Genomic DNA, 26,965 nt, shown 5'->3' on the forward strand with positions numbered 1-26,965 from the left:
AGGTCGACCCGCGTTGTTCCGGATCGGCGTCACATCCGCTGTGACGCCGATCCCAACATCAGACCTTGGCTGCTTCGTCGGCAGGATCGTCGATTGCGCCTGCACCCGTGGTGGGTGCGGTCTCGTTCTGCTGCGACCGAACGCCTTCCTCGACTTTCTTGCCGAGCTCGGGATCGACGTTGGTCCAGTACTCGAACACCCGGCTCAGAACGGGCTCGCTGACGCCGTTGAGGACGTGCCCCACGATGTTCCCGACGAGGCGCTCGCGCTGCGCGTCGTCCATGACCTCGCGGACCAGGGCTCCCGCTTGCACGAAGTCGCCGTCCTCGGGGTGCTCGATGTACCCGGTGCGCACGAAGCGGGGCTCGAAGTCCCATGCTCCGTCGTCGCCGTACTTGTTCGTGTCCGCCGACGGGCCGCCGAACGAGTTCGGCGCGTAGACGGGCGTCTCAGGGGAGTTGAACGAGTACCGCATGTTGCCGTCCTTGGAGTACGAGTTGACCTCGGACTTCGGGGCGTTGACCGGCAGCTGCGCGTAGTTCGCTCCGATGCGGTACCGGTGCGCGTCGGCGTAGGAGAAGACGCGGCCGAGCAGCATCTTGTCGGGGCTGAAACCGATGCCGGGCACGGTGTTGGACGGCTCGAACGAGCTCTGCTCGATCTGCGCGAAGAAGTTCTCCGGGTTGCGGTTCAAGGTCATCTTGCCGACCTCGATCAACGGGTAGTCCTTCTGCGACCAGACCTTGGTGAGGTCGAACGGGTTGTACTTGTAGTTCTCTGCCTCGTCGTACGGCATGAGCTGCACCTTGAGGGTCCAGCTGGGGAAGTCGCCGTTCTTGATGGATCCGAAGAGGTCCTGACGGTGATGATCGGGGGACGTACCCGCAACCTCGTCCGCCTTGTCCTGCGTCAGGAAGTCGATGCCCTGATCGGTCTTGAAGTGGAACTTGACCCAGGTCTTCGTGCCGTCCTCGGCGATGAGCTGGTACGTGTGCGAACCGAACCCGTCCATGTGGCGGAACGACTTGGGGATACCCCGGTCGCCCATGAGCCACGTCACCTGGTGCGCCGACTCGGGCGAGAGGGTCCAGAAGTCCCACTGCATGTTGTTGTCGCGCAGACCGGAGTCGGGCATGCGCTTCTGGCTACGGATGAAGTCCTGGAACTTGATCGGGTCCTTGACGAAGAAGATCGGGGTGTTGTTGCCGACCAGGTCCCAGTTGCCTTCCTCGGTGTAGAACTTCAGCGAGAATCCGCGCGGGTCACGCCAGGTATCGGGGCTACCCTGCTCGCCGGCGACGGTGGAGAAGCGCGCCAACATCTCGGTCTTGGCACCGGGCTGCAACGCCTTCGCCTTGGTGTACTTGCTGATGTCCCCGGTGATCTCGAGTTCACCGAACGCGCCTGCGCCCTTGGCGTGCACGACGCGCTCCGGGACCCGCTCGCGGTTGAACTGCGCCATCTTCTCGATGAGGTAGTGGTCGTGGAGAAGGATCGGTCCCTGCGTCCCGGCGGTCAGCGACTGATCGTCGCTGGGGACGGGGATTCCCGAGTTGCTGGTGGTCGGCTTGTTGCTGATCGGCTTGGTCATACGAAGCCTCCTGAAGGGCTGAATAGAGTCCGAAGAGGGCTGCTCTTCGAAAAAGCTGTGAAACCGAGCGGCCGTACGCTGGACCGCAATGTCAGACGGAATGCCTCGTGCAGTCGCCGCACAAACCCCAGAGCACGATTTCGGCCTCGTCGACGACGAATCCGTGCGTGTCCCCGGGTACGAGGCACGGCGACGCTCCGACGGCGCAGTCGACATCGGCCACCACGCGGCACTCTCGGCACACGAGGTGGTGGTGATTGTCCGCCGTACGGCTCTCGTACAGCGCGGCCGAGCCGGCGGGTTCGATGCGACGGAGCAAACCTGCATCGACGCAAGCCCTGAGCACGTCGTACACGGCCTGGGTCGACACCGAACCACCGTCCTCACGGACGGCGGCAGCGATGTCGTCGGCGTCCGAATGCGGTCGGGCTGTGACCGCATTCAGAACTGCAACCCGGGGCCCGGTGACGCGGAGACCGACCGAGCGCAACTGCGCTGCTGGGTCGACGCGTTCGGTGAGCTGCATGTACTCCAGTATGCCCCTAATCTGGACTAAGTCAAGAAAAGGGGATCACGGCTGGCCGACCAGGTGCGCTTCACCCGTCCGCATCGAACCCGACACGATCTGCAAGCCGAAATACGTGCCCGACGGCATCCAGCGACTCAGCGTCGGGCCCTTCGCGTCCACCTCGACGCGGGCCAACCTGGCTTTGCCCTTCAGGCTCGCGGTGGCGATGGCCGAGCCGCCGGACACCGGCTGCGCGAAACCGAGGGAGCCGAGCATCGGGAACTGCGGTCCCACGGAGCGGGACGTCGTCCGCACCGACCATTCACCGCCGCTCACCCCGGCCTCGCCCAGCACGTCACCCTCGAACTCGGCCAGCACCTTGGGCAGGTGCCAGTTGGTCCGGCCGCCGTGCACCGATGTCGCGGAATCGACGGCGATGAACGGCACCGCCATCCGCGGAACGCGTCCGACGTCGCGGCGCAGCACCGGGCTCGCCAGGATCTCGCGGTACGGGCCGACCGGTGAGGTGACGTAGTCGACGACCATCGCCATCGTGATCGGCAACGTCTTGGCACCGACAGGTGCGAAGTCCGACGAACGGGCCCGATGCCACCAGATCGTGGCCCGCACGTTCGCCGGCCACGGCGCTGCCGGACTGACCGGCCAGTCGGTGCGATCGGTATCGGATTCGGTGACACTCCACATCAGGAATCCCTCCCGACGACGGTCAGGGGAAGCCGCAGGGCACCCGGTGCCGACACCGGCACCACCGGCTGCACGGGCTGAGTGGGTGCGATCTCCTGATAGCCCGAGCCCACCGCGGGTCGCCGATCGGGCTCACCCTTGTTGGGCCACAACGCCATTGCTCGCTCGGCCTGGGCCGTGATCGTCAGGGACGGATTGACGCCGAGGTTGGCGCTGACGGCAGAACCGTCGAGCACGTGCAATCCCTCGTAGCCGTAGACCCGCTGGTAACCGTCGATCACGCCGGTCTGCGGCGAGTCGCCGATCGCGCAGCCACCGAGGAAGTGCGCGGTCATCGGAATGTTGACGATCTCGGCGATCGACCCGCCCGGGTCACCGCCGATCTTGTCCGCGAGCAGACGAATTGCCTCGTGACCCTGCGGAATCCACTGCGGCGGCGGATCACCCGCGCCGGGCCTGCTGGTGAGGCGACGCCCGAACGGCCCCTTCTTCGATCCGAGTTCGAGCGAGTTGTCGTCGGTCTGCATCACCAACGCGATGACGGTTCGCTCCGACCAACGATGCACCGACAGGCTCCGAACGGCGGCGCCGGGGTGACGCAGCGCGACGCCGAGCGTCTTGAGCACGCGCGGCATCTTGCCGCCGCCGTCGCTGAGCACGGTCTGCAGCAGGCCGATTGCGTTGCTGCCCTTGCCGTATCGCACCGGCTCGATGTGCGTGTGATCGTCCGGGTGGAACGACGACGTGATGGCCACGCCCTCGTGGTAGTCGACCTCACGGCCGCGAGCGGTCGCGGCGAGCACGGCCTCGGAGTTGGTGCGCACCAGCGAGCCGATCTTGTCCGACAGTCTCGGCAGCGAGCCCTTCTCCTTGGCCGCGAGCATCAGCTTCTGAGTGCCGTAGGTGCCGGCCGAGAAGATCACCTGATCGGCGGTGATCGTCTTCTCCTTGCGACGCAGCTTGCCACCGGTCCGACGCGTCACCACGTCGTAGCCCGCGCCGTTCGGCCGCACGTCCACGACGGTGGTCAACGGAAGAACATGTGCGCCTGCGTGTTCGGCGAGGTACAGGTAATTCTTGACGAGGGTGTTCTTCGCGCCGACGCGGCAGCCGGTCATGCACGCTCCGCATTCGGTGCAGCCGGTGCGCTCGGGCCCGGCACCGCCGAAGAACGGGTCGGGCGCGGTGCGGCCGCGATCTCCGAAGTACACGCCCACCGGGGTCGAGGTGAACGTGTCCCCCACCCCCATGTCCTCGGCCACCTCTTTCATCACCTTGTCCGAGGCGGTGATGGTCGGGTTGGTCTCGACGCCGAGCATCCGGCGGGCCTGGTCGTAGTACGGATTCAGCTCGCGCTGCCAATCGGTGATCGAACCCCACTGCGGGTCCTCGAAGAACTTCGCCGGGGGTTGATACAGCGTGTTCGCGTAGTTCAGCGAACCGCCGCCGACGCCTGCTCCTGCCATCACCAGTACATCGGGCAGCAGGTGGATACGTTGCACCCCATAGCAACCCAACGCCGGAGCCCACAGATACTTGCGCAACCGCCAGCTGGTCTTCGGCAGCTCGTCGTCCTCGAACCGTCGACCGGACTCGAGAACCGCCACGCGGTACCCCTTCTCGACCGCCCGCAACGCAGCAACGCTGCCGCCGAAACCGGAGCCGATGATCAATACGTCGTAGTCGCTCATGCGGATACCACCTCGTTGTCTGACTCGAGAGCGTCGGAGACGAGCCGATAATTCGGCACGTCGAACTCGCGCGTCTTGTTGCGGAACCGGAATGTGTAGGTGGGCCACATCGTGGAGTTACGGCCGTTGGCGTCGAGGTACCAACTCGAGCACCCGCCGGCATTCCACACGGTGCCGTCGAGCGCGGAATCGACCCACGAATTGTGTTGCCGCTGAGCGGATTCGTTGACCTCCACGGCCGCGATCCTGCGATCCTTCATCGCGTGCAGCGCAGACACCACGTAGTTGGCCTGCGACTCGAGCATGTAGACGATGGAACTGTGCCCGAGATTGGTGTTGGGGCCGTACATCAGGAACAGGTTCGGGAAGCCGGCGACGGTGGTGCCGAGATGCGCCTGCGGGCTACCGCCCCAGTGCTCCGCGAGCGTCCGACCGTCGTTGCCCCGCAGCAGATGCGACACCGGCGGCTCGGTGGGGGTGAACCCCGTCGCGAAGATGATGGTGTCCACCTCGTGGTTGCGGCCCGAGGCGTCGACGACGCCGTTCTCGGTCACCGACGTCAGCCCCGACGTGACGAGATCGACGTCCGGCCGGTCCAGAGTCGGCAGCCAATCATTGGACAGCAGAAGCCTTTTGCAGCCGGGCGCGTAGTCGGGAGTCAGCGCCGCACGTTTCACCGGGTTCTTGACCTGGCGCTTCAGATTCGATTTCGCGAACACCTTCACCGCGGGCAGCAGCCACGGGTTGTCCGCCAGCACGGTCACGTAGGCCTCGCGGTAGCCGTAGATGACACCGCGAACCGCGCGGTGCGCCAGAGGGATTCGCTCGTACAGCGTGCGCTCGAGCCGGCCGATGGTGCGGTCCAGGCGCGGAATCACCCACGCGGGGGTGCGCTGGAAGACGGTGAGCCGCTCCGCCCGGTCGACGATCTCGGGGACGAATTGCACCGCAGACGCCCCGGTGCCGATCACGGCGACCCGCTCGCCGGTGAGGTCGTGCTCGTGATTCCAGGTCGCGGAGTGGAACACGGTGCCCGAGAACGTGTCGATGCCGGGGACGTCCGGGATCTTCGGAGTGGACAACGCGCCGGTGGCAGCAACCAGAACACGCGTGCTCGCCGAACCCTGCGACGTCTGCACCGACCAACGCTTGTTCCCCTCGTCCCAGGTCGCGGACTGCAATTCACAGTTCGTGACGATGCGATCGTTCAGGTCCAGACGATCCACCACCGAACGCAGGTAGGCGAACAATTCGGGCTGACGGGCGAAGGTGTGACTCCACTTGGGGCTCGGGGCGAACGAGAACGAGTACAGCGAGGTCGGCACGTCGCATGCACACCCCGGGTAGGTGTTGTCTCGCCACGTGCCACCCACGTCGGACGCGCGCTCGATGACGGTCACGTCGGCGGTCGGGTCGGCGGCGAGGATCTTCGCCACCGCGGCCAGGCCTGCGAAACCGGCTCCGACCACCAGCACGTCGAGCTGTTCGGGGAGAGTTGCGTTCACGAATCCATCACCTTTTCGGACCAGACGGGAAGGAGCCGCCCGCGCAGTTGCGCGTCGGCTTCGGGAGTGCGGAACAGAGCCGAGACGGCCAGCCCGCGGGCGAGTTCGACACTGAGCTCGATGGATTCTGGGGACATCCGGCTGCCCATGACGATCTGGGCACCACCCTGAATGGCCTCGGCGACGCGCCGCTCCAAGGGGATCATCGCCTCGTGCAGCGCCGGGTCGGTACGGGCAGCCACCCAGAGCTCGAGCGCGGCGTGGAACAGGGGCCCGGAGAATGCGTCGGCGAGAATCTCGGGTCCTCGCTCGGGGTCCGGTTCGGCTTCGAGGATCTCCGAGAGACGACGATCGACGAGGTGCTCGACGGCCGCGATCAGCAAGGACTCCTTGGTCGGGAAATGGTGCAGCTGCGCTCCCCGCGAGACACCGGCACGCCGCGCGATCTCCTGGGTGCTGGTCTTGGCGAAGCCCAATTCGACCAGGCAATCGATCGCGGCGTCGAGCAGCTTCGCCCGAGTGCCCGCGGTGCGTTCGGCCTGCGTCCGGCGCTCGGTGGGCGCTGAGTCGTCGAGCCCTGTGTCGGTAGTCACACTTTGCACAGTAGCGCTAAATCAACAAACAGTCCAGCCTGACTTTAAGTTTGCTGCAGGAAGCAGTCGGTCTGGATCTCACTGATTGATCGGAAAGTCGACTGGACTGCGCGCACCGCTTTCCAATCCATTTCCACTGCTCGGTTCTACGATCCGGTCGGTCCGACCTGCTGTAGCCACACGAATGGTGCATCGAAGCAGACGAAAGAGGGCCGATGACAATCTCTACCGTCGCTGTTCGTGGGGCCGCATGCGCAGTCGTGGTGATCCACGCGTTCACCTCAGCCGGCTGCAGCAGTGGCTCCGACTCGGCGACCGCAGGCAAGCTGGCACCACAGTTTGCGCTGATCGACCATGGGCAATTCTGTCGCCATGCCCCTCGCTTCTCATGGCCGCTTCGAATACTCCCCCATCGGCGATCGCCCACAATTCGAGTGGCCGGGTGGCGCGCGCCTCGCGGTGTACGTGGCAGTCAACTGCGAACACTTTCCGTACGACGACGGTCAGCCAGGGCTGGGCTACACACCCGGGATGGATCAGCCGAATACCTACAACTGGGGTTGGCGCGAGTACGGCAACCGCGTCGGCGGCTTCCGGATCGCAGAGACGTTGCACCGGAATGGAGTTCGCCCGACGTTGCTGGTCAACACCGAGGTGTACGAGCATGCTCCGCAGCTGGTCGACGCCTTCCGCGCCCTCGATGCGGAGGTCGTCGCGCACGGACGAACGAACGCCGTGCAACCGAACGATCAGGACGAGGAAGCCGAACGACGCTCGATCGACGAGGTGACGACCGCCATCGAGCGCCACGAGGGAGCACCACCTCGGGGTTGGATGAGCCCCGGTGCCAACCCCAGTCGAGTGACCGAGGACTTGCTCGCCGAACGCGGCTACGAATACACCTTGGACTGGCCCATCGACGATCAGCCGGTCTGGCTGCAGACCCGCGGTGGCCCGTTGCTCAGCGTTCCGTACCCGCACGAGGTGAACGACCTTCCGGTGTTCGTTCACCATCACCAGACCGCAGCGACGTTCGAGCGCAACATAATCGACAGTTTCGACGAACTGAAGGAGAACTCGGCTCACCAACCCGTAGTGCTCGCCATCTCTCTGCACACGTTCCTGACCGGACAGCCCTACCGACTTCGCCGGTTCCGGTCCGCCCTGCAACACATGCTCGACAACAGCGACGGCGTCTGGTTCACCACACCGGGCGAGATCGCCACGCAATACCGCGGTCTCGTAGCTCCCTCGGACACCGGCCGTCGACCGCTGCGCGACGGATAGGCGACGGACAGTCCACCGCTGGTGCCGCCAGCGACCTGGTCCACATGGATGCCTACCGAGTGTTGAAAGCCAGCCGGTCGTCGGTGAAGCAGGTCAAGGGTGCACCGGTGCCCTCTCCGATCGCGGTGGTTGCTGCGGACGTGGAAGGGTCGGTACTCGACTTCGAGTCGGAAAAGCTCGGGCGCGCAGGAGAACTGCTGATGCGTGAGGTGCCTGGCCCGTCAGCGCTGATCGACAGCACCGTGCGCGCAGGGGGCCAGCCCGCCGAAGCCGCGCGGCTGGCGCACGGCTTCGAGAGAGGGAATGGCTTGGGCGGCCGAGTAGCCCGATTCAGGTGCTGTCAGGCTGCGCGACGTTTTCGGCGGTGGTAGCTGGGGATGGGTTGTCGTGTGGGGTCGATGGATTCGGGTGGGATGGCGTAGGGGTGTCCGTCGTCGCCCATGAGCAGTTGCCAGTCGCCGTGGTGGACGAGGCGATGGCATTCTCCGCAGACCAGCGCGAGGTTGTTCAGGTCGGTGCGGCCGCCGTGTTCCCAGAATTTCACGTGGTGGGCCTGGCACCACTGTGCGGGGCGGCCGCACATCACGCAGCATCGGTCGCGGATGGTCAGGGCGATGCGTTGGTCGTCGCTGGCGAGTCGGGTGGTGCGGCCGAGGGCGAGGGGGACGCCGTGGTGGTCGACGATGATCGGGGTGAGGTCGGCATCGCAGGTGAGAAGTTCGGCGAAGGCGCGGCTCATCGGCCCGGTCCAGTCGAAGTGGAACGGCCAGTCGGCATCACCGGGCTCAGGTGCAGACCTCTGCCCGGTATGGTCACCGGCACCAGCGCTGGGACCGACACGATCGCCGCGGGAATCACCGGTCCGTGAACCGGCACCGACACCGCTCCCGACGTCGGGACCGACGCCAGCATTGTCGGGGCCCGTATCGGTATCGCCGGCCCGTGAGTCGCCACCGGAACCGTCTGTCGTCGAACCCGTTGTTGCGCTGTTCGATTGCGTATTTCCGCGGTCGGCGAGCAGGTCCCGCAGCGGGACGATCAGGTGCACCGATGCCCGCGACCCGCCCGCCGATCCGCGGCCACCACCGCTCAGGTGCCGGTCGAGGATCCGATCGAGGGCATCCGCCCGCCGCTTCGACGGACCACGTAGATCGCGTTCACCTCCAGGGCCGGGCTGCGGCGCGGTCAACGCCGACAACGCGGTGAGCAGCTTCTCGGCCAGGAGCCGGTCGACGTTGCCACCCATCTGGAAGCGGCCACTGGCAAGCGGGTGAACATCGAAACGGTTCAACTCCGGGTTCTCCGACACCGGTATCGGCGGCGGTCCAGCTGGAACAGGATCGGGCCCAGCAGGTTCGGGCTCACTTGAGCCACCTGCATCACCCGCGCCACCGGCATCAGCTCGGGTCGCCCGGTCCCGCTCCTGTGTCCGCTCCTGTTCTTGTCGTTGCTTCTCGGCCTGCTCGTGGCGGGCTCTGGCGTCCTCGGCCGCGGAATGCGCCAGTGCCTGCGCGCGGGAGGCGACCTGCCCGGCGGTGCTGCGCATGGCGGTTTCGAGCAGTTCGGCGACGACAGCGTCGCGGCGTTGTTCGTCGAGGGTGGGGTCGGCGACCACCACGGTGGCGTAGCCGTCGGCGATCGCCGAGGCGTGCGCGGCGTGGATGTCACCACCTGCGAGGGCGTTCAACACGCTGGGCCGGTCGGTGAGCCACTGCCCCAGCTCCATCTGACGGGCCGCGGACCCGTCGGTTATGCGCACCGATCGCGCGTACCACCGGGTGACCGACGAGTACCCGAGTTTCATGGCCAGACCGCGGCGGTCCATCTCCGCCAGCAGCGTCAATCGCGTTGCAGCGAGCTCGTTTTCGAGGGAGGACACGCCAGCGAGCTCGGAGACCAATTCCTGGTCGCCAAGCCCGAACACATCCCCCCATGTCTTCACACCGGAAAAGCTATACCCACCCACCGACAAGCTTTGTCACGGAGCGACGGTGCGGTACCTGAGCATCATTTCGTGGTCCTCGTGATCGAGCATGTGGCAGTGCCACATGTACCCCTGCAGCTCGCCGCCCCCACCCATGTCGTGTCCACCGTGCTCGCCGCCGTGGTGCGCGGCCGGCCCGGCGAAGGTGGCGTCGGGGTCGAAGCCGAGCTCGTCGGCCGTCGGGAATCGAACGAGGATCTGTGTGACGGTGCCCGGGTAGGTGTTGACGGTGTCCTTCCACCCGGCTTCCCACGCTGCCGGCGGCACCGACGGACCGGTGAGGAACTTCTCCACCGGCGGAGCCCACCTGGTACCGAATGTTGGCCTGGGGAAATCACGTTGGTAGGCGGCGAGGTCGATCGGGATGCGTCCCAGCGTCCGGAAGTGGGCCAGGTGCAGGTGAATCGGGTGCGGCTCCACCGTCGTGTTGACGATGTTCCACATCTCCACGGTCCCCTGCTTGGGCATCTCGATGTCCGGGTCCGAGTACCTCAGGTTGTTCAGGTTCATCAGAGTCATGTCCAGGTTGAGCCCGCCGGACGGCTGGTTGACGGTGACCGTTCGCGTGAATGTCGCGGTCGGCAACGGCGGCAACACATCCGGCTGTCCCTTGCCGCCGCGCAGCAACGTCGGCATACCGCCCCGGAACCCGGCCGCGGACGCGACGCGGAACTGGCAGAACATCGGCATCGGGACGGCTCCGAGGGACGCGGCCTGCGCCGGCGGCGGCTCGTCGTTGAGTAGTTCAACGAGAGCACCTGCCTCGACGGCACCGAAGTCGACGAGGATGTCGGCGCGCTCGGCCGGGGCGAGTCGGATGCTGGTGGCTTCCACAGGAGCGTCGAGCAATCCCCCGTCGTTCCCGATGACCCAGAAGCGAAGTCTGTTGGTGAAGAACAGGTTCCACACGCTGTACGACCCGGCGTTGACGACGCGCAGCCGGTACATACCCCGGGCCACTTCCATCGTCGGCCAGATCTTGCCGTTGACGACGCCCACGTCTCCGGTGCCGCCGCCCTCCCATTTACCCTGCGGCACGGTGATATTGGAACGGATGCTCATGCTGCCGTCGGGGTTCATTATCTTTTCCTGCAGCACCAGCGGCAGCTCGAACTCACCCGACGGCAGCCCCAGCGCATTGTCGGGCGTACCGGTGTCCCAACGGTCCCGCACGAGGTTCATGCCGAGCAGGCCCGCGTACACGTTGATGCGCGTCATCGACATGGCGTGATCGTGGTACCAGAGTCCCGCGGCGTCGTTGAGCCCCGAGAAGTTGTGCGTCATCGACTCCCCCGGGCGCACCAGCATCTCGGAGTGCCCGTCGCTCGCCGGTTCGGTGACGGCCCCGTGCAGGTGCAGCGCCGTCGGTGTCATCGTGCGGTCCATCTCGCTCATGCCGTGCAGCGAGGTGTCGATGTCGGCGGCGAGCGGGTTGCCCGCGGTGGTGTTGGAATACTTCAGTGTCCAGGGCTGACCGGTCTGCGACTCGATGGTCGGTCCGAGGTAGTCGCACTGGCCGTACCCGAAGGTGGGCGCGGGTCGTAGATCGGCGTGGAACACGTGGGTGGAGCTGTGCGCGTCCAACGTCACCTCGGTACCGCTGATCAGCGGCAACCTGGGCAGCTCGTCCCGGAACGGCGTGAGGGGCGGTGAGTGGAACAGCAGGGGGCTCTGGCCACGGAGGAAGTCGTCGGCCATCGCGCGGCGCGTCGTCGACGCCACCGGGAGTGCAGCGGCACCAGCGGCTACTGCGGCGACGGCGAGCCCTCGAAGGGCGGTTCGCCTGGACACAGATCCGCTCACCGAGCCTCCTCTCTCCTTGTTGTGATTGGGGCCATACTATGTGCCCGTCGGCTCCCGCCGTCACCCCACACTCGGATCGTCCGGCACGTTCCTGCCGGTGGAGGGATCTATCTGTCATGGCAACGATTACTTTCGAGCGCACCACCAGGCTGTTTCCGGGCTCCGACGCCCCCGCGGTGGACGAGCTCGACCTGCACATCGAGGACGGTGAATTCCTCGTTCTGGTCGGCCCGTCGGGTTGCGGAAAGTCGACGTCGCTGCGGATGCTCGCGGGGCTCGAAGAGGTCAATTCCGGTCGCATCCTCATCGGCGGCAAGGACGTCACCCACTCCGAACCCAAGGATCGCGACATCGCGATGGTGTTCCAGAACTACGCGCTGTATCCGCACATGACCGTCGCGGAGAACATGGGCTTCGCTCTGAAGTTGGCGAAGGCGAACAAGGACGACATTCGCACTCGCGTCGAGGAGGCCGCGAAGCTACTCGACCTCGAGCCGTATCTCGACCGCAAGCCCAAGGCGCTCTCGGGCGGTCAGCGTCAGCGAGTTGCCATGGGCCGCGCCATCGTTCGTCAACCCCAGGTGTTTCTGATGGACGAGCCCCTGAGCAATCTCGACGCCAAGCTGCGGGTCCAGACGCGCACCCAGATCGCCCAGTTGCAGCGAAGGCTCGGAACGACGACGGTGTACGTCACCCACGATCAGGTAGAGGCCATGACGATGGGCGATCGCGTCGCCGTCCTGAAAGGTGGTGTGCTGCAGCAGTGCGCCACCCCGCGCGAGCTGTACCGGAAGCCGGTCAATGCGTTCGTCGCCGGGTTCATGGGCTCACCGTCGATGAATCTGTTCCGTGTCCCGGTCACCGACGGCGGCGTTCGCCTGGCCGATCAGGTGATTCCCGTGCCGCGCCAGACCCTCGGGTCGGCCGCCGAGGTGATGTTCGGCATCAGGCCCGAGCACATCGAGATCGCGAGCAGCGGAATCGCTCTCGAGATCGACGTGGTCGAAGAACTCGGCTCCGAGGCCTTCGTGTTCGGCCGTGCAGACATCAACGGCCGCACCGAGACCATCGTCGCCCGGGCCGATTGGCGCAGCCCACCCGAGAAGGGTGACCGCGTCCACGTCCGTATCGACGACGCGCACGCGCACATCTTCGACGCCTCCGCCGAGGGTCACCGCCTGAACTGACCGTCGTGCGCGTTGTGCGTACCCCTGGGGACGCACAACGCGCACGGCGTCAGACCAGCAGCTCGGCGATCTGAATCGTGTTGAGCGCGGCACCCTTACGCAGGTTGTCGCCCGAGACGAACAGGGCTAGTCCGCGTCCTTCGGGGACGCCCGGATCCTGGCGGATGCGGCCGACGAGGGAATCGTCCGCGCCTGCGGCCTGCAAAGGTGTCGGCACGTCGACCAGCGAGACGCCGGGTGCCGATGCCAGCAACTCACGAGCCCGCTCCACCGACAACGGACGATCGAACTCGGCATTGATCGACAGCGAGTGCCCGGTGAACACCGGCACGCGCACGCAGGTGCCGCTCACCAGCAGGTCGGGCAGGCCGAGGATCTTGCGCGATTCGTTGCGCAGCTTCTGGTCCTCGTCGGTTTCGCCGGATCCGTCGTCCACCAACGCACCGGCCAGCGGCAGGACGTTGAAGGCGATGGGCGCGACGTACTTGTTCGGGGCCGGGAAATCCACCGACGAACCGTCGTGCACCAGCTTTTCGACGTCGCCGATGACGGCGCGCGCCTGGGTGGCGAGTTCTTCCACACCAGCGAGTCCGCTGCCGGACACGGCCTGGTAGCTCGAGACGATCAGACGCTGCAGGCCTGCTTCGTCGTGCAGAACCTTGAGCACCGGCATCGCGGCCATGGTGGTGCAGTTGGGGTTGGCGATGATGCCGCGGGGCGGGTTCTTCGCATCCTCGGGGTTGACCTCGCTGACCACCAGCGGCACGTCCGAGTCCTTGCGGAACGCCGACGAGTTGTCGATGACGGTGGCACCTGCCGCGGCGAAACGCGGTGCCTGCTCACGCGAGAGCGTGGCACCCGCGGAGAACAGTGCGATGTCGATTCCGGCGAGGTCTGCGGTGGAGGCGTCCTCGACGACGATCTCCTCGCCGCGGAACGGCAGCTTCTTGCCCGCGGACCTGGCTGAGGCGAAGAAGCGAACGGTGTCAGCGGGGAAGTTGCGCTCCTCCAACAGGGTTCGCATGACGGCACCGACCTGGCCGGTGGCTCCTACGACTGCAACTGTGGTCATCGTCTATCGTCCTGTTCCTGCGTGTACGACGGCTTCTTCGTCGCCGCCCAGATCGAAGGCGGCGTGCAGCGCGCGCACTGCTTCGTCGAGCTGAGTGTCACTGCACAGCACCGAGATACGGATCTCCGAGGTGCTGATCAGGTCGATGTTGATGCCGGCGTCGGCGAGGGCCTCACAGAACGTCGCGGTGACGCCGGGGTGGCTCTTCATGCCTGCACCGACGAGGGAGACCTTGCCGATGTGGTCGTCGTAGAGCACCTGAGCGAAGCCGATCTCGGCCTGGAGCTTGGTGAGCTTCTCCACTGCAGTCGGGCCGTCGGCCTTGGGGCAGGTGAAGGTGATGTCGGTCTTGCCGGTGTCGATCTTGGACACGTTCTGCAACACCATGTCGATGTTGATCTCGGAATCTGCCACGGCGCGAAACACTTTGGCGGCGTAGCCGGGGGTGTCGGGCAGACCGACGACGGTGACCTTCGCCTCGCTGCGATCGTGTGCGACGCCGGTGAGAATTGCTTCTTCCACTGGAATGTCCTCCATAGATCCGGAGACGATCGTTCCGGGTTTCGTGGTGTACGACGAGCGCACGTGAACAGGAACGTTGTAGCGACGCGCGTATTCGACGCAGCGCAGCATGAGCACCTTGGCACCGCAGGCAGCCATCTCCAGCATCTCCTCGAACGAGACGGTGTCGAGATGCCGGGCGTTGGGCACGATGCGCGGATCGGCGGTGAAGATGCCGTCGACGTCGGTGTAGATCTCGCAGACGTCGGCGTTCAGGGCTGCGGCGAGCGCGACGGCGGTGGTGTCGGACCCACCGCGACCGAGCGTCGTGACGTCCTTGCTGTCCTGGCTGACACCCTGGAAGCCAGCGACGAGAACGATCGAGCCCTCGTCGAGTGCGCTTCGCACGCGGCCGGGGGTGACGTCGATGATTTTGGCGTTGCCGTGCACGCTGGTGGTGACGACGCCTGCCTGAGAGCCGGTGAACGATCGAGCCTCGGCACCGAGCGAGTGGATGGCCATCGCGACCAGAGCATTGGAGATGCGTTCGCCCGAGGTGAGCAGCATGTCCATCTCGCGGGCCGGCGGGGCCGGGCACACCTGCTGGGCCAGGTCGAGCAGTTCGTCGGTGGTATCGCCCATGGCCGACACGACCACGACGACGTCGTGGCCGGCCTTCTTGGTCTCGACGATTCGTTCAGCGACGCGTCGGATACGTTCGGCGGTCCCCACCGACGATCCACCGTACTTCTGGACGATGAGAGCCACGCGTGTTTACCTCCGCTGGATAGCCGACGATCACGAGAATGTCGGGGAAATGTTCCGGGGTCACCTTACCGATCCGGCACCCCGAGCAGTGGGCCGGGTAGCTCCGAGCTGGGACTTTAGGGCGGTTCGCCTGCGGATACACCTGACCTAACATGTTCGGGTGACCCTTCCCGAGCACCGACCACCCCCACCCCCGCGAGGTCTGCGGGTGCTCTTCGGGCTCCCTGCCGTCGGCCGCCGCTGGCCGGGTGGACTGCGCTCGGCTCTGGCATTCGGCATCCCCGCGATCGCGGCGTGGGTTCTCGGGTTCCACACCGAGGCCCTGCTGGTGGTCTCGGGCAGTTTCGCCGTCATCTACGGCGAGGGGCGTCCCTATCGTTCGCGTTGGTGGGTCGTCCTGACCGCGGGCGGCGCACTGGTGGCATCGGTGTGGCTCGGGGCGACGGCCGGGCAGGTGGCGCTCGATCTCGGGAGCACCGGTTGGGCGCAGATGATCCCGGTGACCCTGCTCTCGCTCCTCGCTCTCGTGGCGGTCTACGTCATCGCTGCGCTGCGACTGGGACCGCCGGGTGCGTTCTTCTTCGTGCTGGTGTGCGCGGTGTCGTCGTACATCCCCGGGGCCGGCATCGGCGCCGTTCACGGAGCGGTCTGCGCGGCGATCGGCGTCGCGTCGGCGCTACTGGTGTCGATGTCCGGGGTGCTGTGGGATCCGCGAGGACCCGAGCGCGAGGCCGTCGGAGCAGCGGTGGGCGCGATCGAGAAATACACGAGCTCGCCGACGCCTTCTGCCGCCGATCGTCACGTCGCGGCCGCGCGTCTGCACGCTGCCTGGGCCGCCGTGTACGACGCAGGTGCCGCACGGTTGTCGTCGAGGCCGGTGCTGGTGCAGAGGCTGTTCGACGCCCATCGGGCGTTTGCGGCCACTACCTCTCGAACCATGGATGCGGACCAGGCAGTCGACTCGGTGCCGGAGCAGCTGCCGCTCGCGAGGCCGAGCATCGCCTACCGGTTGCGGCGCTCGCTGCACCGGGATTCACACGCATCGTCCACGGCGATCAGGGTCTTCTGCGCGGCGGCAGCGGCAGGCGGGATCAGCGTCGTGCTGGATCTGAGCCGACCGGACTGGGCGATCCTCGGTGCCGTCCTGGTGCTGCAACAAGGTCCCGACCGGGTGCACGGCACGTATCGGGGCCTGCAGCGGCTCGGCGGAACCCTCGCGGGGGTGGCCCTGTTCTCCGCCATCTTCCTCTCGCCGCTGACCGGTCTGGCCGTCATCGTGGTGTTGATGGTGTTGCAGTTCGCGATCGAGGTGTCGGTGGCGCGCAACTACGGGTTGGCCGTCACGTTCATCACGCCGCTCGCCCTGCTGATGGGGACACTGACGCATCCGGGAGCTGTTCTGGAGGACATCGTCGTGGACCGGATCGTGGAAACCACGGTGGGTGTCGCTCTGGCCTTCGCTGCGCTGTGGCTGCTGCTTCCCGGGGCGTTCAGGCGCGCATTGCAGTGGTCCGACGGCCGAGTCCTGACGCTCAGCGCGGATCTGCTGACGGTGTTGCGCACCGAGGACGTGGCCGGATCGAGCGCTCTCACCGCCCGGCGCGACGTCCAGTTCGAGCTGGTCGGGTCCGCGTTGGCCGGTGCCGAGGCCGCACACAACGATCGGCGGTGGGCTCATCGGGTGTGGTCGCAGCATGCCGAGGTCGATCGCCTCGGGTACGAACTCCTCGCGCACTGCTGGACGATCACCGACGTCGGACGAATGAACGACATCGGGCACTGGCAGCGCAGAGTCGATGCAGCAACTGCAGAATTCCACTCGTCAACCCTGGGGTAGGCGGTCGGCGCGCGGTAGTACACTCAGCCCATGCTGCGAGCTCTCCTTCTTAACAGCCGCGACGGGGTCTGAGACCAGACTGGCTTCCCGTCGCGGGGTTCGTTGCGCCGGTCGAACACATTGCTCTGATCTGTACGGAGAGACGAAGACCATGTCACCAGCCGACGCATTCACCTCGGGAACTCGCACCATCACCCCGCCCTCGCGGCCCGCACCAAGCGACCAGCCCGCCTGGAACACCCAGAAGAACTCCTCGATGCCGACCTACCGTTACCGGCCGTTCGCCGAGGAGGTCGAGCACGTCACCCTTCCCGACCGCACGTGGCCGGACAAGATCATCGACCGCACCCCGCAGTGGTGCGCCGTCGATCTGCGCGACGGCAACCAGGCGCTGATCGATCCGATGAGCCCGGCCCGCAAGCGCCGCATGTTCGACCTGCTGGTTCGCATGGGATACAAGCAGATCGAGGTCGGCTTCCCGTCGGCCAGCCAGACCGACTTCGACTTCGTCCGCGAGATCATCGAGGACGGCGCGATCCCCGACGACGTCACCATCCAGGTGCTGACGCAGTGCCGTCCCGAGCTGATCGAGCGCACCTTCGTCGCGTGCGAAGGTGCCCGCAGCGTCATCGTGCACTTCTACAACTCGACGTCCATCCTGCAGCGCCGAGTGGTGTTCCGGGCCGAGCGTGACGTCATCAAGAAGATCGCCACCGACGGTGCCCGAAAAGTCCTCGAAGAAGCAGCCAAGTTCCCCGATACCGACTGGCGCTACGAGTACTCCCCCGAGTCCTACACCGGCACCGAACTGTCCTACGCCAAAGAGGTGTGCGACGCGGTCACCGCGATCATCGATCCCACGCCGGCCAAGCCGCTGATCCTGAATCTGCCTGCGACCGTCGAGATGGCGACGCCCAATGTCTACGCCGACTCGATCGAGTGGATGAGCCGCAACCTCGATCGCCGCGACAGCATCGTGCTGTCACTGCATCCGCACAACGACCGCGGAACCGGTGTTGCCGCAGCAGAACTCGGCTACCAGGCCGGCGCGGACCGCATCGAGGGCTGCCTGTTCGGCAACGGCGAGCGCACCGGCAACGTCTGCCTGGTCACGCTCGGGCTGAACCTGTTCACCCGCGGTGTCGATCCGCAGATCGACTTCTCCAACATCGACGAGGTCCGTCGAACCGTGGAGTACTGCAACCAACTTCCCGTCGCCGAGCGTCACCCCTACGGCGGCGACCTGGTCTACACCGCCTTCTCCGGCAGCCACCAGGACGCCATCAACAAGGGCCTGGACGCGATGAAAGTCACTGCAGACGAACAGGGTTCGGACATCGGAGACGTCACCTGGCAGGTCCCGTATCTGCCCGTCGATCCGAAGGACGTCGGTCGCACCTACGAGGCCGTCATTCGCGTCAACTCGCAGTCCGGCAAGGGCGGCGTCGCGTACATCATGAAGTCCGATCACGGACTGAACCTGCCACGTCGCCTGCAGATCGAGTTCTCCCAGGCCGTCCAGCGCATCACCGACGGTGAGGGCGGCGAGGTCTCGCCCAAGGAGATGTGGGACGTCTTCGCCGAGGAGTACCTGACCCCGATCCGCCCCCTCGAGCGCATCAAGCAGTCGGTCATCGCGGCCGAGCACGACGGTGGCACCGACACGATCACCGCGACGGTCAAGGTCGACGGCGTGGAGCAGGAGATCTCCGGATCCGGCAACGGCCCCCTCGCCTCGTTCGTCGACGCACTGTCCACCATCGGATACGACGTCAGCGTCCTCGACTACTCCGAGCACGCCATGTCCGCCGGCGACGACGCCCAGGCTGCGGCCTACGTCGAGGCCTCGGTCACCTCACCCGCCGGTGTCGCCACCACCGTCTGGGGCGTCGGCATCGCGACCTCGATCACCACCGCATCACTGCGCGCCGTGGTCTCGGCCGTGAACCGTGCACTGAAGTAGATTTCTCGGTTCGACGCGAAGCCGCCCATTCATCACGAATGGGCGGCTTTTCGCTGCTGATCCACGGCCGGATGCTACGCCCCGTGCGACAATGATTTCGCTGTCGGGGCACACAAGGAATGGAAGTTCGCCATGGATTCTTTCTGGGATTTTCTCTGGCTTCTCATCGTCGGTTTCGCATTCGTGGCTTACCTCATGGTGATGCTGTCGATCATCGGAGACCTCTTCCGAAACCACAAAGCATCCGGGCTCGTGAAAGCCGCGTGGGTGCTCTTCCTCATCATCGCGCCGTTCTTCACCGCGCTGATCTACCTCATCGTGAACGGCGGCAACATGGCCGAGCGTCAGGTTGCCGCCCTGCAGCACGCCAAGGACCAGCAGGAGAACTACATCAAAGAGGTGGCCGGGCGGTCCGCATCGGAGGAGATCGCACACGCAAAGACGTTGCTGGACAACGGAACCATCGATCAGGACGAGTTCAGGACGCTGAAGGCCAAAGCTCTGTCCTGAGGTCCGCCTCCGCCCGGAACGCGTCGAGCACGGCAGCGATCGCAGGTAGGCGTCGAGCGTCGGGCCTGGTCGCGAGTTCGTAGATGCGCCCGGCCCGAACGCCGGACAGTTCTCGACGCACCAGACCGGGATGCACCACGGCGTACCGCGGCATCAGTGCCACGCCGTGACCGGCCGCCACCAACACCTCAGTGACGCGAAAATCGTTCACCCGCTGGACCACCCGGGGCTCGACGCCGGTGGCAGCGGCGACGGAGAGCAGCACGTCGTCGACCGGGAATCCGCCGCGAACACTGATCCATCGTTCGTCGACCAGATCCCTGAGGTCTATCGATTCGTGTTGCGCCAAACCATGACCGGGCGGGAGCACCAGATCGATCGGCTCACGCATCAGTGTCGTCACTTCGATGCGCGGGCCTGCGGTCGACGGGGCCCGCTCGTCGCGGTGGGTGAGCACCACGTCGTAGTCGGCCAACAGTTCCGGCACCGAGGATGCAGGCAGGTCCTCGTCGCGTGCCTCGATGTCGACGTCCGAGTTCGCCAACCGCGTCAGCACCCCGGGCAGGAGCAGAGCAGCACCGGACGGGAACAGCGCGACTCGCACGCGTCCCCGCGGGGACGCACGGTACCGATCCATCTCGGCTGTAGCGCGGGCGACCGCAGCGAGCACCTCGTCGGTGCGCAGCACCAGAGCGCGTCCCGCATCGGTCAGTCGGAGCCGGCGACCGTCCGGTTCGAGGAGAGTCACACCCGCTTCCCTGGCCAGCAGCTTGAGTTGCTGGGATACCGCCGAGGGGGTCATCGACATCGCGTCGGCCACCGCTGCGACAGTTCCTCGGTCGGCGAGTTCCGCGAGGATCCGCAGTCGCTCCACGTTCATGCAGTAAATCTTAACTGTTGATGCGGATATATTCGATTGTGCTGATCATTTGTAGCGGACACGATGGACGCCATGACCACTCGCGACCGCCTCCTCGGATTGACCGTCGCCGTGTTGTGGGGACTGAACTTCCTGGCCATCCGAGTCGGACTCGATCATTTTCCGCCGTTCTTCTTCGGCGCGTTGCGCTTCCTGGTGATCGCCATCCCGGTCGTCCTGTTCGCCCCCAGGCCGAAAGTGCAGCTGAAGTGGTTGCTGCTCTACGGCTTCGGGTTCGGATTTCTGCAGTTCGCCTTCCTGTTCGCGGCGATGGCAGCAGGCATGCCCACCGGATTGGCGTCACTCGTGCTGCAGTCGTCCGCCCCGTTCACCGTTGTTCTCGGCGCTGTTCTGCTGCGCGAACACGTCTCTCGCAGACAGGCGATCGGCATCGCGGTCGCCGTCCTCGGCATGGTCCTGATCGGATGGGACCGCGCTCAGAACGCCTCCCTGCTTCCGGTGATCCTCACCCTCCTCGCCGGCCTCGGCTGGGCGTTCGGCAATCTGGGAAACCGACTCGCCAAGTCCGATTCGCCGATGACGCTGATGCTGTGGATGACCGTCGTTCCGCCGCTGCCGATGCTGGCGCTGTCCGCGATCTTCGAGGGCCCGAGCACCGGCTGGCATGCGCTGACGGAGTCGTTCGGTCCGCAAGGCTGGCCAGGGTTGGTCGCGTTGGCCTACATCGTGATTCCCGCCACCATCATCGGCAGCGGTCTCTGGAGCATCCTGATGAGCCGCAACCCCGCCGGACTGGTCGCGCCGTTCTCACTGCTGGTTCCCGTTGTCGGAATCGCCGGTGCCTGGATTTTCCTGGGCGAGAACCCGTCCGTGCTCGCACTGATCGGTGGAGTAGTCGTGATCGGCGGATGCCTCGGCGGCATGGCCGTGCGACGGTCGGTCGAGGTTCGGGAGAAAGCACCGGTGTGAGAGGCGGGAGTGGAGCCTGCGGAACGACCCGGGGGTAGCGGGAGTGGAGCCTGCGGAATGACCGAGGGGTAGAAGCCGCCGACGTGAAACTGCACGCTCTTCTGTGCCAGACTCGGCGGATGGTTGAAGTGGGTGAGCGCAGACGTATCGGTGCACGTGGCCGTGTGGCACTGCGCGCGGCGGAGCTGGCGACCTGGGCGTCTCGCAAGGCGGGTCGGGGCAAGGGCTCGATGATCGGCGGACTCGTCGCCCTGAAGATCGATCCGAACATCCTCGGCGGGCTCGGTCGCGGACGACGCACCGTCATCGTCACCGGCACCAACGGCAAGTCCACCACCACGCGTATGACGGCCGCTGCCCTGGCCACCCTGGGCGATGTCGCCACCCAGGCCGACGGCGCGAACATGGATGCCGGCATCGTCGCGGCCCTGCACGCTCACTTCGATGCCGAACTGGCTGCTCTCGAGGTCGACGAACTGCACGTCCCCCATGTCTCCGACGAGGTGGAACCGGCGGCCATCGTGTTGCTCAACCTCAGTCGCGATCAGCTCGACCGCGTGGGCGAGATCAACATGATCGAACGCAAACTGCGCGCCGGACTGGCCCGGCATCCCGAGACCGTCGTCATCGCCAACTGCGACGACGTCCTCGTCACCTCGGCAGCATTCGACGCACCGAACGTCGTCTGGGTCGCGGCCGGCGGCGGATGGGCCGGCGATTCGGTCAGCTGCCCGCGCACGGGCGAACCCATCCTGTGGGAGGGCGAGCACTGGTACAGCACCGGCAGCGACTTCAAGCGCCCGACGCCGGACTGGTGGCTCGACGAGGAGAATCTCTACGGGCCCGACGGACTCGTCCTGCCGATGACGTTGTCGCTGCCAGGAAAAGCCAACCGCGGCAACGCAGCTCAGGCCGTAGCCGCCGCAGTGACCCTCGGCGCGAGCGCGGAAGATGCCGTCGCCGCCGCGTCGAGCGTCGACGAAGTAGCCGGACGCTACTCCACCATCCAGTACGGATCTCATTCCGTCAGAATGCTTCTCGCGAAAAACCCTGCCGGCTGGCAGGAGGCGCTGTCGATGATCGACCCCACCTGCGACGGCCTCGTCATCGCCGTCAACGGGCAGGTACCCGACGGCGAAGACCTGTCGTGGTTGTGGGACGTCCGCTTCGAGCATTTCGAGAACGTCGCCGTCGTCGCCGCGGGTGAGCGCGCGACCGACCTCGGAGTTCGCCTGCTGTACGCGGGCTCGCAGCACACGACCATCGCAGATCCGTTGCAGGCCATCGCGTCCTGTCCGCCGGGGCGCGTCGAAGTGCTTGCCAATTACACTGCGTTCCGCGACCTCGGGCGCGCGCTGGCACGTGAGGTGAAGAATGTCTGAGTCCACCGTCCGCATCGGTCTGGTCCTGCCCGATGTGATGGGCACCTACGGCGACAACGGCAACGCGCTCATTCTGCGGCAGCGGCTTCGGATGCGAGACATCGACGCCGAGGTTGTGCAGATCACCCTCAGCGACCCGGTTCCCGATTCACTGGACGTGTACACCCTTGGCGGAGCCGAGGATTCGGCTCAGCGCCTGGCGACGCGTCACCTCACCCGATACCCCGGACTGCAGAACGCCGCTGCCCGCGGAGCGCCCGTGCTCGCCATCTGCGCCGCGATCCAGGTCCTCGGCCACTGGTACGAAACCTCTGCCGGCGAACGCGTCGACGGCATCTCGCTCTTCGACGTCACCACCGCACCGCAGGCGACGCGTTCGATCGGCGAAGTCGTCACCGAACCCGCGCTCGACGGACTCACTCAGAAGCTCACCGGTTTCGAGAACCACCGCGGCGGAACGACTCTCGGCCTGGATGCGTCCCCGTTGGCCAAGGTCACCCACGGTGTCGGCAACGGTGTCGGCGACGGACGCGAAGGCGTCGTGCAGGGTTCTGTGATCGGCACGTACATGCACGGCCCGGTACTCGCCCGGAACCCGGAATTGGCGGACTATCTGCTGGAGCGGGCATTGGGCACCACTCTCGCTCCGCTCGAGCTTGCCGAGGTCACGCAGTTACGTAAAGAGCGACTGCGCCGCACGTGAACGAAAACTCGTAGCCCACTACGAATTTTCACTCACAAGGCGCAACGTTCGCACGGATACGACGCGTCGTCCCAACCCTCTCTGACCAGCACCTCGCGGGCCTCGCGGTACACACCGCACGGGTCGTCGGTCACTTCGTGCCAGCCGTACATCAACCGCGGCAGGTTCCTCAGCTCCGCGGCATTGTCACGTCTGCGATCGCGAAATCGCCGCTGCTTGGCAGAGTGGAAGGCCTGGCCGTCCAGCCTGACGATGAGGTCGCAGATCTGGTAGCGAATGTCCTCGAAAAGCTGTCGGCCGTCGACGAATACCGGGGCCTGCCGCTGCCCGACCGGCAGACCGTGTGCCTGCTCGACGTCGAGTACGTAACGGTGTTCGAGTGCAGAATGGACTCCGTCGCGCATGAGAGCCAGCGTGTGCAGAATCGGTTTGAGGTAGCGCATCGGTCGCCGGACTTCGACCTTGCTCGTCATGGCCGCGACGTTCACGCCACCCGAAGACATCGCCGAGACCAATGTGATCGTCGCTTGCCTCGACGTCGGCTCTGCGACAACGAGATCGAGGACCGTATCGACGGTGCTCGTTCGCGCCGGATTCGTCTCGGCACCGATGTGTCCCATGGCTCGGGAACGGTGGACCACTACCCCGGGATGGATTTGTTCGTTGCTTTTAGAGGTGAAGTTCTGCTTGGCGTGCCTCATCGTCGGCGGCTTGCTGGTGGCCGAGCATCCGTACGGAACGGTGACGTGAACCGGGCCTGCCCCAGGCCGAACCCACCCCCATTCCTCCGCGGCGGTGGTGTGACTGAGCAACGCTCCCCGCCCTGAGTACAGCAGCACTGCAGACAATTGCATCTCACGAGTCAGCGGCCCATTGGTCACCGAGACGACTCCACGAAACACTCTCAGCCACTGCCCGGTTTCCACGTAGTGGTTGATCGAATCCTTGTTGACGCCGAAAGCATGCATCTGTTTCGTCGTGATGATTCCGTGCTGCTCGTCCAATAATCGCTGCCAGGTACCCGCTGGTCTTGTCCTCATGGACCTCAGGATGGCCGGTTTCCAGCGCCCACGTCAGAATCTATCCACAGGCTGTGCATAACCTCGGGTCGTGAGTGGAAACTCGACCCCTGCTACGAGGTTTCGTGCACGTGCGGCGAAGCCGCTCTACATTCGTCGACGCCCCGTCAACGCGCGGCCCAGCGTCAACTCGTCGGCGAATTCGAGGTCTCCGCCCATGGGTAGGCCCGAGGCGAGGCGGGTGATCGCCAGGCCGGGGAAGTCGCGCATCATGCGCACCAGATACGTGGCCGTTGCTTCGCCCTCGGTGTTGGGGTCGGTGGCGATGATGACTTCGGTGACGTCGACGCCGTCGTCCTGGGTTCCGACGCGGGTCAACAACTCTCGGATGCGGAGCTGATCCGGGCCCACTCCGTTCAGTGGATCGAGTGCCCCACCGAGCACGTGGTAGCGGCCCTTGAACTCTCGCGTACGTTCCACGGCTTGAACATCTTTGGGTTCTTCGACGACGCAGATCATGGATCTGTCACGACGTGAGTCCGCGCAGATTCGACACAGTTCCTTGTCCGAGACCGTGCCGCAGACGATGCAGAACTGCACACCGTCGCGAATGCGCTGCAGCGCGCGCATCAGCCGATCCACCTCGGGAGGTTCGACGCCCAGGAGGTGAAAAGCTATGCGCTGAGCACTCTTCGGACCGACCCCGGGAAACTTGCCGAGTTCGTCGATCAGATCCTGAACCGGACCTTCGTACACCGCCTAGAACCCGGGCAGGCCGGGCATGCCACCGAGACCACCAGCGAGGGGGCCCATCTTCTCGCTCGCGACGGCCTGAGCCGCGCGAGACGCATCGGCGATAGCGCCGATCACGAGATCCTGGAGGGTCTCGATGTCTTCGGGGTCGACGACCTTGGGGTCGATGGTCAGACCGACCACCTCACCGGTTCCCTTGACGGTGGCGACCACGAGGCCACCGCCCGCCTGGCCGGTCACTTCGGTTTCCGCGATCTCGGCCTGCGCCGCCATCAGCTGCTGCTGCATCTGCTGGGCTTGCTGAAGGATCGATGCCATGTCGGGCTGTTCACCGGGTTGCACTGTGCCGTCCTCTCGCGTGGGTCGAAGCGATCCCCAGCGTAGTCGCACGAAGGTTCGCGGATGCCGCGCCACACAGCTGAGGATGCGTCACAACTGAGGCGCGTACCATCCTCGAATGCACGAACCGACGAACCCCGAGGGTCGCTCCCCTCGCAAGCGTCGGGTGACGCCCCAGACCATGGCCGAGGCGGGTATTGCGCTGACGCTGCCGAAGGTGTCGGTGAAGTCGGTGGCCGAGAGCCTGGGCGTGTCGATCGTCGCGATCTACAACAACATCGACGATCTCGGTTCCCTCAAGGCGCTCGTGGCGGAGGAGATTCTGCGCAGGTGGTCGCCTCCGCTTCCCGCTGACGACGAATCGATGCACGACGCGTTGCTGACCCTCGCTTCCGCGATGCGCGAGCTGGTTCACTCCAACCCGGGCATCGCGGAGTATCTGATCGGCCTGACTCCCAGCTCGATCGACGCGATCCGTATGGCCGACTCGGTGCAGACGCGCTATCGAACTCGATACGACCTCACTCCGAAGCAGGCGACGTGGGCTGTGATCACCGTCTGCGAGCATGCGCTGGCCTTGTCCGAGATGGTCTACAACTCTGCTCGACGCGATCGTGAGTACGACGACGCGATCGCGGCGCGCACCGACCTGGACACACTGCCGGGGGCCTACGACACGGTCGACCGTGGACCCGACGGGATGTTCCTGTGGTCGATGCGCACCGTGGTCGTCGGAACACTCGAGCTCATCGAGGCCCCCGACTTCGAGCAGGCTTAGATCAACTCGCGGCGCAGGTTCTCCAGCGTCGCGGCCTGGATCTTCTTCAGTCCCAGCGGTGCGAAGGTCTTCTCGAAGAATCCGCCGATGCCGCCTGCACCCTTCCATTCCGTCGTCGTGGTGACTGTGGTTCCTGCGCCGTCCGGGGCGACCGACCAGGTGGTGACCATGGAGGAATTGGCGTCGCGTTCGGTGATGGTCGATCCGGCGACGGTGACGGTCGCGGCGACGTTGCGCACTCGCTTCTCGGTGGCCTGCAGGGTCCACGTGGCCACGGTTCCGTCTCCTTGCCCGCCCTGGACCACCTCGTAGTCGCGGTACTGCTCGGGGAGGATGCGTGGGCGCACCGTCTCGTAGTCGGCGAGCGCAGCGAGCACTCGATCCGGTGTGGTGGCGATGGTGGCGGAACTGGATGCACTGACCTGAGCCACGGAAACGTTCTCCTTCGATAGCGAACGGGATGTGCGTCCATACTGCCTCGCCGCGCACGCGCGGCCGGCATCCCGCCGGACCGTGTGTGACGTGCTTCACACAAGAAATTCCGATCCCGCAAAACACATGTATGACGCAACCATTTGTCCGATTTCCCTCTTTGCCAAGCTTCTGGTGAGTCATTCGAGAAGCTATGGAGGGTTAT

Annotated in this window: 24 protein-coding genes; 9 read left to right on the plus strand and 15 right to left on the minus strand. The window is 65.6% G+C overall.

The window, feature by feature from the left end; translation table 11 throughout:
- Positions 1-58 precede the first annotated feature (58 nt).
- From QM615_RS11625 to QM615_RS11650, 6 genes are all read right to left on the minus strand, one after another.
- Positions 59-1,591: a catalase gene (locus QM615_RS11625; protein WP_283347339.1), complete on the minus strand. Its 1,533-nt coding sequence runs from the start codon at positions 1,589-1,591 to the stop codon at positions 59-61.
- A 91-nt stretch (positions 1,592-1,682) separates the two neighbouring features.
- Complete coding sequence (locus QM615_RS11630) at positions 1,683-2,117, minus strand: Fur family transcriptional regulator (RefSeq protein ID WP_149407288.1); 435 nt, start codon at positions 2,115-2,117, stop codon at positions 1,683-1,685.
- Between the two features lie 45 nt (positions 2,118-2,162).
- The gene (locus tag QM615_RS11635) at positions 2,163-2,804 is read right to left on the minus strand and encodes an acetoacetate decarboxylase family protein (protein ID WP_149407287.1); all 642 of its coding nucleotides are present in this window, start codon (positions 2,802-2,804) and stop codon (positions 2,163-2,165) included.
- Positions 2,804-4,495, minus strand: a complete 1,692-nt coding sequence (locus QM615_RS11640) for a GMC oxidoreductase (RefSeq protein WP_068054039.1) — start codon at positions 4,493-4,495, stop codon at positions 2,804-2,806. Before QM615_RS11640 ends, QM615_RS11635 begins: the two co-directional genes overlap by 1 nt.
- Positions 4,492-6,000, minus strand: a complete 1,509-nt coding sequence (locus tag QM615_RS11645) for a flavin-containing monooxygenase (protein ID WP_149407286.1) — start codon at positions 5,998-6,000, stop codon at positions 4,492-4,494. Before QM615_RS11645 ends, QM615_RS11640 begins: the two co-directional genes overlap by 4 nt.
- Positions 5,997-6,602, minus strand: coding sequence for a TetR/AcrR family transcriptional regulator (locus QM615_RS11650; RefSeq protein ID WP_410482255.1), 606 nt, complete (start codon positions 6,600-6,602; stop codon positions 5,997-5,999). The genes QM615_RS11645 and QM615_RS11650 overlap by 4 nt, the downstream gene beginning before the upstream one ends.
- A 363-nt stretch (positions 6,603-6,965) precedes the next feature.
- Between QM615_RS11650 and QM615_RS11655 the strand changes: the two genes are divergently transcribed.
- Positions 6,966-7,880: a polysaccharide deacetylase family protein gene (locus QM615_RS11655; RefSeq protein WP_149407284.1), complete on the plus strand. Its 915-nt coding sequence runs from the start codon at positions 6,966-6,968 to the stop codon at positions 7,878-7,880.
- A 340-nt stretch (positions 7,881-8,220) separates the two neighbouring features.
- On the opposite strand, the gene QM615_RS11660 is transcribed toward QM615_RS11655, so the two are convergent.
- Both QM615_RS11660 and QM615_RS11665 read right to left on the minus strand, forming a co-directional pair.
- The gene (locus tag QM615_RS11660) at positions 8,221-9,822 is read right to left on the minus strand and encodes a DUF222 domain-containing protein (RefSeq protein ID WP_262498541.1); all 1,602 of its coding nucleotides are present in this window, start codon (positions 9,820-9,822) and stop codon (positions 8,221-8,223) included.
- A gap of 36 nt (positions 9,823-9,858) precedes the next feature.
- Complete coding sequence (locus QM615_RS11665) at positions 9,859-11,667, minus strand: multicopper oxidase family protein (RefSeq protein WP_283347340.1); 1,809 nt, start codon at positions 11,665-11,667, stop codon at positions 9,859-9,861.
- 116 nt (positions 11,668-11,783) lie between these two features.
- Between QM615_RS11665 and QM615_RS11670 the strand changes: the two genes are divergently transcribed.
- The gene (locus QM615_RS11670; protein ID WP_283347341.1) at positions 11,784-12,854 is read left to right on the plus strand and encodes an ABC transporter ATP-binding protein; all 1,071 of its coding nucleotides are present in this window, start codon (positions 11,784-11,786) and stop codon (positions 12,852-12,854) included.
- A 49-nt stretch (positions 12,855-12,903) separates the two neighbouring features.
- On the opposite strand, the gene QM615_RS11675 is transcribed toward QM615_RS11670, so the two are convergent.
- Together QM615_RS11675 and QM615_RS11680 are read right to left on the minus strand one after the other, a co-directional pair.
- Entirely contained in the window at positions 12,904-13,926 is a 1,023-nt protein-coding gene (locus QM615_RS11675; RefSeq protein WP_283347342.1) for an aspartate-semialdehyde dehydrogenase, read from the minus strand.
- Between the two features lie 3 nt (positions 13,927-13,929).
- A complete protein-coding gene (locus tag QM615_RS11680) occupies positions 13,930-15,195 on the minus strand; it encodes an aspartate kinase (RefSeq protein ID WP_283347343.1) in 1,266 nt (421 codons plus the stop codon).
- A gap of 160 nt (positions 15,196-15,355) precedes the next feature.
- Between QM615_RS11680 and QM615_RS11685 the strand changes: the two genes are divergently transcribed.
- The 3 genes from QM615_RS11685 (at position 15,356) to QM615_RS11695 (ending at position 19,505) form a co-directional block, all read left to right on the plus strand.
- Complete coding sequence (locus tag QM615_RS11685; protein WP_269596776.1) at positions 15,356-17,032, plus strand: FUSC family protein; 1,677 nt, start codon at positions 15,356-15,358, stop codon at positions 17,030-17,032.
- 151 nt (positions 17,033-17,183) lie between these two features.
- On the plus strand, positions 17,184-18,995 hold the full coding sequence (gene leuA / locus QM615_RS11690; RefSeq protein WP_068053950.1) for a 2-isopropylmalate synthase: 1,812 nt from the start codon (positions 17,184-17,186) through the stop codon (positions 18,993-18,995).
- Between the two features lie 132 nt (positions 18,996-19,127).
- Positions 19,128-19,505, plus strand: coding sequence for an SHOCT domain-containing protein (locus QM615_RS11695; protein ID WP_094638721.1), 378 nt, complete (start codon positions 19,128-19,130; stop codon positions 19,503-19,505).
- Here the strand turns inward: QM615_RS11695 and QM615_RS11700 are convergent.
- Positions 19,474-20,385, minus strand: a complete 912-nt coding sequence (locus QM615_RS11700) for a LysR family transcriptional regulator (RefSeq protein WP_269596775.1) — start codon at positions 20,383-20,385, stop codon at positions 19,474-19,476. The two genes, QM615_RS11695 and QM615_RS11700, sit on opposite strands and share 32 nt — an antisense overlap.
- 72 nt (positions 20,386-20,457) lie before the next feature.
- On the opposite strand from QM615_RS11700, the gene QM615_RS11705 reads away from it, so the two are divergent.
- The 3 genes from QM615_RS11705 to QM615_RS11715 all read left to right on the plus strand — a co-directional run bounded on the left by QM615_RS11705 (position 20,458) and on the right by QM615_RS11715 (position 23,439).
- The gene (locus QM615_RS11705; RefSeq protein WP_269596774.1) at positions 20,458-21,354 is read left to right on the plus strand and encodes an EamA family transporter; all 897 of its coding nucleotides are present in this window, start codon (positions 20,458-20,460) and stop codon (positions 21,352-21,354) included.
- A 119-nt stretch (positions 21,355-21,473) separates the two neighbouring features.
- Positions 21,474-22,736, plus strand: a complete 1,263-nt coding sequence (locus QM615_RS11710) for a Mur ligase family protein (protein ID WP_283347344.1) — start codon at positions 21,474-21,476, stop codon at positions 22,734-22,736.
- Positions 22,729-23,439 carry a type 1 glutamine amidotransferase gene (locus QM615_RS11715; RefSeq protein WP_269596772.1) on the plus strand — a complete coding sequence of 237 codons (711 nt, stop codon included), beginning with the start codon at positions 22,729-22,731 and terminating at the stop codon, positions 23,437-23,439. Before QM615_RS11710 ends, QM615_RS11715 begins: the two co-directional genes overlap by 8 nt.
- Before the next feature lie 32 nt (positions 23,440-23,471).
- Here the strand turns inward: QM615_RS11715 and QM615_RS11720 are convergent, their stop codons facing one another.
- The 3 genes from QM615_RS11720 to QM615_RS11730 all read right to left on the minus strand — a co-directional run bounded on the left by QM615_RS11720 (position 23,472) and on the right by QM615_RS11730 (position 25,529).
- Positions 23,472-24,479, minus strand: a complete 1,008-nt coding sequence (locus QM615_RS11720; RefSeq protein WP_283347345.1) for a type IV toxin-antitoxin system AbiEi family antitoxin domain-containing protein — start codon at positions 24,477-24,479, stop codon at positions 23,472-23,474.
- Positions 24,480-24,605: 126 nt separating this feature from the next.
- The gene (recR, locus tag QM615_RS11725; RefSeq protein ID WP_032379989.1) at positions 24,606-25,214 is read right to left on the minus strand and encodes a recombination mediator RecR; all 609 of its coding nucleotides are present in this window, start codon (positions 25,212-25,214) and stop codon (positions 24,606-24,608) included.
- A gap of 3 nt (positions 25,215-25,217) precedes the next feature.
- Positions 25,218-25,529 carry a YbaB/EbfC family nucleoid-associated protein gene (locus QM615_RS11730; RefSeq protein ID WP_217901741.1) on the minus strand — a complete coding sequence of 104 codons (312 nt, stop codon included), beginning with the start codon at positions 25,527-25,529 and terminating at the stop codon, positions 25,218-25,220.
- Positions 25,530-25,668: 139 nt separating this feature from the next.
- Between QM615_RS11730 and QM615_RS11735 the strand changes: the two genes are divergently transcribed.
- Positions 25,669-26,328, plus strand: coding sequence for a hypothetical protein (locus QM615_RS11735; protein WP_269595587.1), 660 nt, complete (start codon positions 25,669-25,671; stop codon positions 26,326-26,328).
- Here QM615_RS11735 and QM615_RS11740 read toward each other — a convergent pair.
- Complete coding sequence (locus tag QM615_RS11740) at positions 26,325-26,759, minus strand: SRPBCC family protein (RefSeq protein WP_068050479.1); 435 nt, start codon at positions 26,757-26,759, stop codon at positions 26,325-26,327. The two genes, QM615_RS11735 and QM615_RS11740, sit on opposite strands and share 4 nt — an antisense overlap.
- Between the last annotated feature and the right edge of the window lie 206 nt (positions 26,760-26,965).

The sequence above is a fragment of the Rhodococcus sp. IEGM 1341 genome (assembly GCF_030056895.1).
Taxonomy (GTDB): domain Bacteria; phylum Actinomycetota; class Actinomycetes; order Mycobacteriales; family Mycobacteriaceae; genus Rhodococcoides.

Excerpts from the sequence above, each read along its gene's own strand:
- QM615_RS11655 (WP_149407284.1), top strand. The coding sequence starts at position 6,966 with ATGCCCCTCGCTTCTCATGGCCGCTTCGAATACTCCCCCATCGGCGAT.
- leuA (WP_068053950.1), top strand. The coding sequence starts at position 17,184 with ATGTCACCAGCCGACGCATTCACCTCGGGAACTCGCACCATCACCCCG.
- QM615_RS11715 (WP_269596772.1), top strand. The coding sequence starts at position 22,729 with ATGTCTGAGTCCACCGTCCGCATCGGTCTGGTCCTGCCCGATGTGATG.
- QM615_RS11670 (WP_283347341.1), top strand. The coding sequence starts at position 11,784 with ATGGCAACGATTACTTTCGAGCGCACCACCAGGCTGTTTCCGGGCTCC.
- QM615_RS11705 (WP_269596774.1), top strand. The coding sequence starts at position 20,458 with ATGACCACTCGCGACCGCCTCCTCGGATTGACCGTCGCCGTGTTGTGG.
- QM615_RS11710 (WP_283347344.1), top strand. The coding sequence starts at position 21,474 with ATGGTTGAAGTGGGTGAGCGCAGACGTATCGGTGCACGTGGCCGTGTG.
- QM615_RS11625 (WP_283347339.1), bottom strand. The coding sequence starts at position 1,591 with ATGACCAAGCCGATCAGCAACAAGCCGACCACCAGCAACTCGGGAATC.
- QM615_RS11720 (WP_283347345.1), bottom strand. The coding sequence starts at position 24,479 with ATGAGGACAAGACCAGCGGGTACCTGGCAGCGATTATTGGACGAGCAG.
- QM615_RS11630 (WP_149407288.1), bottom strand. The coding sequence starts at position 2,117 with ATGCAGCTCACCGAACGCGTCGACCCAGCAGCGCAGTTGCGCTCGGTC.
- QM615_RS11675 (WP_283347342.1), bottom strand. The coding sequence starts at position 13,926 with ATGACCACAGTTGCAGTCGTAGGAGCCACCGGCCAGGTCGGTGCCGTC.
- QM615_RS11635 (WP_149407287.1), bottom strand. The coding sequence starts at position 2,804 with ATGTGGAGTGTCACCGAATCCGATACCGATCGCACCGACTGGCCGGTC.
- QM615_RS11700 (WP_269596775.1), bottom strand. The coding sequence starts at position 20,385 with ATGAACGTGGAGCGACTGCGGATCCTCGCGGAACTCGCCGACCGAGGA.
- QM615_RS11640 (WP_068054039.1), bottom strand. The coding sequence starts at position 4,495 with ATGAGCGACTACGACGTATTGATCATCGGCTCCGGTTTCGGCGGCAGC.
- QM615_RS11695 (WP_094638721.1), top strand. The coding sequence starts at position 19,128 with ATGGATTCTTTCTGGGATTTTCTCTGGCTTCTCATCGTCGGTTTCGCA.
- QM615_RS11730 (WP_217901741.1), bottom strand. The coding sequence starts at position 25,529 with ATGGCATCGATCCTTCAGCAAGCCCAGCAGATGCAGCAGCAGCTGATG.
- QM615_RS11735 (WP_269595587.1), top strand. The coding sequence starts at position 25,669 with ATGCACGAACCGACGAACCCCGAGGGTCGCTCCCCTCGCAAGCGTCGG.